The sequence below is a fragment of the Pseudonocardia sp. KRD291 genome (genome assembly GCF_019263595.1).
Lineage (GTDB): Bacteria > Actinomycetota > Actinomycetes > Mycobacteriales > Pseudonocardiaceae > Pseudonocardia.
Genome location: NZ_JADQDD010000385.1, coordinates 1 through 5,146, shown reverse-complemented (window position 1 = coordinate 5,146; position 5,146 = coordinate 1). Strand labels below are relative to the sequence as shown.

Annotated in this window: 6 protein-coding genes; 3 read left to right on the top strand and 3 right to left on the bottom strand. The window is 71.1% G+C overall.

Annotated elements, in window-relative coordinates; all coding sequences use genetic code 11:
- The first annotated feature begins 305 nt into the window (after positions 1 to 305).
- On the top strand, positions 306 to 1,496 hold the full coding sequence (gene glf, locus I4I78_RS30305) for a UDP-galactopyranose mutase (protein ID WP_218614937.1): 1,191 nt from the start codon (positions 306 to 308) through the stop codon (positions 1,494 to 1,496).
- On the opposite strand, the gene I4I78_RS30300 is transcribed toward glf, so the two are convergent.
- Complete coding sequence (locus tag I4I78_RS30300; protein ID WP_218614936.1) at positions 1,493 to 2,026, bottom strand: MSMEG_1061 family FMN-dependent PPOX-type flavoprotein; 534 nt, start codon at positions 2,024 to 2,026, stop codon at positions 1,493 to 1,495. The genes glf and I4I78_RS30300 overlap by 4 nt on opposite strands.
- Before the next feature lie 76 nt (positions 2,027 to 2,102).
- On the opposite strand from I4I78_RS30300, the gene I4I78_RS30295 reads away from it, so the two are divergent.
- On the top strand, positions 2,103 to 3,218 hold the full coding sequence (locus tag I4I78_RS30295) for a mandelate racemase/muconate lactonizing enzyme family protein (protein ID WP_218614935.1): 1,116 nt from the start codon (positions 2,103 to 2,105) through the stop codon (positions 3,216 to 3,218).
- 73 nt (positions 3,219 to 3,291) lie between these two features.
- Positions 3,292 to 4,248, top strand: coding sequence for an iron-siderophore ABC transporter substrate-binding protein (locus tag I4I78_RS30290; RefSeq protein WP_218614934.1), 957 nt, complete (start codon positions 3,292 to 3,294; stop codon positions 4,246 to 4,248).
- A 25-nt stretch (positions 4,249 to 4,273) separates the two neighbouring features.
- On the opposite strand, the gene I4I78_RS30285 is transcribed toward I4I78_RS30290, so the two are convergent.
- Together I4I78_RS30285 and I4I78_RS30280 are read right to left on the bottom strand one after the other, a co-directional pair.
- Positions 4,274 to 4,675, bottom strand: a complete 402-nt coding sequence (locus tag I4I78_RS30285; protein WP_218614933.1) for a HepT-like ribonuclease domain-containing protein — start codon at positions 4,673 to 4,675, stop codon at positions 4,274 to 4,276.
- 10 nt (positions 4,676 to 4,685) lie between these two features.
- Positions 4,686 to 5,066, bottom strand: a complete 381-nt coding sequence (locus I4I78_RS30280; RefSeq protein WP_218614932.1) for a nucleotidyltransferase domain-containing protein — start codon at positions 5,064 to 5,066, stop codon at positions 4,686 to 4,688.
- Positions 5,067 to 5,146: the final 80 nt, after the last annotated feature.

Below are 5,146 nucleotides of genomic sequence, written 5' to 3'. Positions count from 1 at the left end.
ACCGGTGCCACGCCCCACGCGACGATCCCGCGCAGGCCCGACGCGAGGGCGACGAGCAGTCCGGGACCGATCATCCAGAACGCGGCGACGAGCATCACCGGGACGGCGGCGGTCCAGCTCATGCGGAGTCCGACTCCTTCGTTCCCGGGTGGGTCCCGCCCGATCGGGTGGGGATCCGCGCATCCGTCACCGGGTGCAGTCTCCGGGGACGGCCCCAGGATAGCGACGCCGGTGACGACGACCGGGAGGACGCCGGAGGCGGCGGGTGCGGGGACGCGGCACCGGCGCGTCTACCCTCGTGGGTCGTGACCTTCGATGGATACGACCTCGTCGTCGTCGGCTCCGGTTTCTTCGGGCTGACCGTGGCCGAGCGGGCCGCCTCCGAACTCGGCAAGAAGGTGCTCGTGCTCGAGCGCCGCAGCCACATCGGGGGCAACGCCTACTCCGAGGCCGAACCCGAGACCGGTATCGAGATCCACCGCTACGGCGCGCACCTGTTCCACACCTCGAACAAGCGGGTCTGGGACTACGTGAACCGGTTCACCGCGTTCACCGGCTACCAGCACCGGGTGTTCGCCAAGGCAGGCGACCAGGTCTACGCGTTCCCGATGAACCTCGCGCTGATCAACCAGTTCTTCGGCCGTTCGCACTCGCCGGACGAGGCCCGTGCGCTGATCGCCGAGCAGTCCGCCGAGGTCGACACGAAGGACGCGACCAACCTCGAGGAGAAGGCGATCTCGTTGATCGGGCGCCCGCTCTACGAGGCGTTCATCAAGGGGTACAACGCCAAGCAGTGGCAGACCGACCCGAAGGAGCTGGACGCGTCGATCATCACGCGGCTCCCGGTGCGGTACACGTTCGACAACCGCTACTTCAACGACACCTACGAGGGCCTTCCGGTCGACGGCTACACCGCGTGGCTGGAGAGGATGGCCGGCCACGAGAACATCGAGGTCCGCCTGGACACCGACTACTTCGCGGTCCGCGACGAGATCCCGGCCGGCGTCCCGGTCGTCTACACCGGGCCGCTGGACGCCTACTTCGGCCACAGCGAGGGCGAGCTCGGCTGGCGCACGCTGGACTTCGAGATGTCGGTCGAGCCGACCGGCGACTACCAGGGCACCTCGGTCGTCAACTACAACGACGCCGACGTGCCCTACACCCGGATCCTGGAGTTCCGGCACATGCACCCGGAGCGCGACTACCCCACGGACAAGACGGTGATCGTGCGCGAGTACTCGCGCTTCGCCGAGTCCGGCGACGAGCCGTACTACCCGGTCAACACCCCGGAGAACCGCGCGAAGCTGGAGCGCTACCGGGAGCTGGCCCGCAAGGAGACCGCGAACCGCAACGTGCTCTTCGGCGGGCGCCTGGGCACCTACAAGTACCTGGACATGCACATGGCCATCGGCTCCGCGCTGACCATGTTCGACAACCGGCTCGTCCCGCACTTCACCGAGGGCAGGCCGCTCTCGGGCACCGAGGCCGAGGACTAGGCCGAGGGGGCGGACCGCTCGAACGACGTCCAGGTCGTGGCGTCCCAGGTCCCGGACCGGCGCAGGGCGTTGCCGCAGTGCCAGAACACCTGGTCCGTGCGGACCTCGACGGTGATCTCCGGGACGAACTCGCCGATCGCGAGCGACTCCCGGTAGTCGGCGCCGCGCACGACCGTCGCGACGCCGTTGATCCGGAGCATGTCGGTGACCCCGGGCCGGACGAACAGCATGCCGACCCGCGGGTCGACGAGCAGGTTGCGCAGGCTGTCCAGGCGGCGGTTGCCGCGCCGGTCGGGGAAGGCGAGCGTGTGGTCGTCGAGCACCAGGACGCTGCCGGGCAGGTCGCCGCGTGGGGAGACGTCGAGCAGGCCGTCGGCGTCGGTCGTCGCGAAGAAGAACAGCGGTGACCCGGTGACGAACGCCTGTTGCACCTCGTCGAGGTGGTCGGTGTCCTTGTCCGCGATCTTCGGGTGCGGGGGGTCGACGATCTCGCGCAGTTCGTCCTCGGTCGTGATCTCGGTGCGCGCCACGGCCCCAGACTAGGTGCGCCCGACCCGGCGCGGACGTGTGTCCGGCCACCCGACCCCGGCTGGAGGCCTCCGGACAATGAAGATCACCGACATCACGCTGGACCGGCTCCGGTACGACCTCGACCCCCCGTTGCGCGCGGCCTGGGACCCGCAGCCGCGCCGGTCGGTCGACGCGACGATCGTGCGGGTGCACACCGACGAGGGCGTCACCGGCATCGGTTCCGGCGACACGATGGACGGCTTCGACGCGTTCCGGCACCTGTTCGTCGGCCGGGACCCGCTCGAGGTCAGCCGGCACGTGCGCGCCATCGAGACGTGCAACGTCCACGGCGGCCACTACTGGCCGCTCGAGGCCGCGCTGTGGGACATCGTCGGCAAGGTGGTGGGGCAGCCGGTGTCGGTGCTGTTCGGCAACGCCGCGCGCCGCGTCCCCGCCTACGCCTCCTGCTGCGTGCTGCGCTCGCCCGCCGAGCGGCGCGAGGTCGCGCACCGGGTCGTCGCCGAGGACTTCCGGGCGATGAAGATCCGGATCGACCGCGACCGGGTCGAGGAGGGGGTCGCCGCCGTCGCCGCCGTCCGGGACGCGCTCGGCGACGACTACACGATCATGGTCGACCTCAACCAGTCGTGGCGGATGGCCGGCGACACGGCTCCGGCCACCGACCTGGCATCGATCCGGCGCCTCGTGCGCCGGCTCGGTGAGCTGGGCGTGTTCTGGGTCGAGGAGCCGCTGCCCTACGCCGACGTCGAGGGCTTCCGGACGCTGCGCGCGGAGAACCCGGGCCTGCGGATCGCGGCCGGCGAGATGCTCCGCTCGATGCCGGAGCTGCTGCGCTACCTCGAGCGCGACGTCCTCGACGTCTACCAGTGCGACGTCGTGCTGGCCGTGGGCATGAGCCGGGCCCGCACGCTGGCCGAGTTGGCCGCGCTCAAGCACCGCGCGTTCACCCCGCACAGCTGGACCAACGGGATCGGCGTGCTGGCCAACCTGCACGTCGCGGCCGGGGTCGGCGGCGGCCCGTTCTTCGAGTTCCCCTACGACGCGCCGGACTGGACCCCGCAGCGGCGCGACTTCATGCTCGCCGAGCCGCTGCGCGTCGACGACACCGGTCACCTGGCCGTCCCGGACGCCCCCGGCCTGGGCGTCGTGCTCGACGAGGACGTCGTCGAGCGCTACCGGGTGGGTGCGTGAAGCCGGTTGCGGGCCCCGGGAGTGCGCCCGTCGTCTCGTCGACAGTGAGGCGAGGCTCGCCTATGTTCAGCGGGTGATCCGATCGCTCGCCGCGGTGTCCGCGCTCGTCCTGCTCCTGCTCACCGGTTGCTCGGCCGGTCCCGCCGCGTCCGCGAGCGGCCCGTCCCTGGACACGATCTTCGGCCCGGTGCAGGTGCCCGCGGCCCCGCAGCGCGTCGTCGCGCTGGGCTGGGGCGACGCCGAGGCCGCGCTCGCCGTCGGCGTGGCGCCGGTCGGCGCCAGCGACTGGCTGGCCTTCGGCGGCGAGGGCGTCGGCCCGTGGGCCGCCGGGCGCTACCCCACCCCGCCGCAGATCACCGGCACCCTCGACATCGACTACGAGCAGGTCGCCGCCCTGCGCCCGGACGTCATCCTGTGGACCCGGTCGGACAACACCGAGGACACCTACCGGCGGCTGAGCCGGATCGCGCCGACCGTGGCCGCCCCGGCCGCCGTGGCCAACGCCTACGGCACCACCTGGGACCAGCAGGCCCGGCTGGTGGCGAGCGCGGTCGGCCGCCCGGCCGAGGGCGAGGCGCTGGTGGACCGGGTGGAGCAGAAGTTCGCGGCGGTGCGGGCGAAGCACCCGTCCTGGGCCGGGCGCACCGCGACGATCGGGGTGCGCAACGCCGACCGCTACGCCGCCTATGTGCCCGGCGGGACGCGGGCCGACTTCGTGACCGCGCTCGGGTTCGTCATCAACCCGGAGATCGTCCGGGAGAACGCGCGCAACTTCTCGGTCACCCTCGGCACCGAGAACGTCGGACGGCTCGACGCCGACATCGTGCTCCTGTCGCTGATCGGTGCCTCCGGCGACCAGGTCCGCAACGACCCGCTGGTGCAGCGGATGCCCTCCTTCCGGGACGGCCGGTTCATCGTGCTGGAGGACAAGACGGTGGCCAGGGCGTTCTCCGCGGCCACCGCGCTGGGCACGGAGTACGCACTGGACACCACGGTCCCCCTGATCGAGAAGGCCCTACCCGGGACGTGATCCGCGGTCTCGGTGCATCAGCTCGTCAGCGAGGCGGGTGGATCCACTCGGACACGGCCGTGGCGAACAGAGCCAGGTCGGACGGGTCGTCCAACCTGGCGAGCACCACTCGATCGTCGACATCGACGTAGTCGTGAACGAGAACGTTGCGAAAGCCGACCGCGCGGGAGAGCCTCTCGGCGAGATCGGTCGATATCACGCCGTGACGGCCGAGCACGCGGACCGCGTCGGCGTTGTCCCGTGGAGGTCCCCAGCCCTCCGACGAGCAGATGTGATGCGCGACGTCCACGCATCCTTCGATGGCGGTGACGAACACGTACTTGATGCCCCTGATCCACAACGGGTCGGCGCGCCGGATCGCGTTCGCGGTGGACTCGTCACCGAGTACAGCCAGATCATCGGTGATCGCCCTGAGCAGTCGTGCCACTCGTGCCTGGTCAACCACGACGCAGGCTCTCCAGGAACTCCTGGTGGCTGCGACGCATACGGGGGAGCTCGTCGGCGTAGATCTTGCGCACGGTGGCGACCCACCGCACACGGGCGGACGGGTCGTCGTCGAAGAGCAGCCGACCGTCCTGCGCGACCCGTCCGGCCAGCTCGAGGGGAGCATCGTTGAGGACGAGCAGATCGACTCCTGCCGGAAGGTCCACCTCGAACGATGGCGGCGGGTCCGCCGACCACCAGGCGGCGACGTCGATGTCCGAGTCCGGCCGGTGGGTACCCGCGGCCCGGCTTCCGTGCAGAAGCGCGAACCGGGCGCCCGCGGCGCGCAGGGCATCGATCGTTCCCGTCGGTACCGGGTCCGGAACGTCGGTCATGTGCACGAGTGTCGCACCGCCGACTGGAGGCCGGGGCCGTGATCCGCGGCGCGCCGTCCCCGCCTCACGGCTCGGGCGAC

Coding starts and splice junctions, on each gene's coding strand:
- I4I78_RS30295 (WP_218614935.1), top strand. CDS start 2,103: ATGAAGATCACCGACATCACGCTGGACCGGCTCCGGTACGACCTCGAC.
- I4I78_RS30280 (WP_218614932.1), bottom strand. CDS start 5,066: ATGACCGACGTTCCGGACCCGGTACCGACGGGAACGATCGATGCCCTG.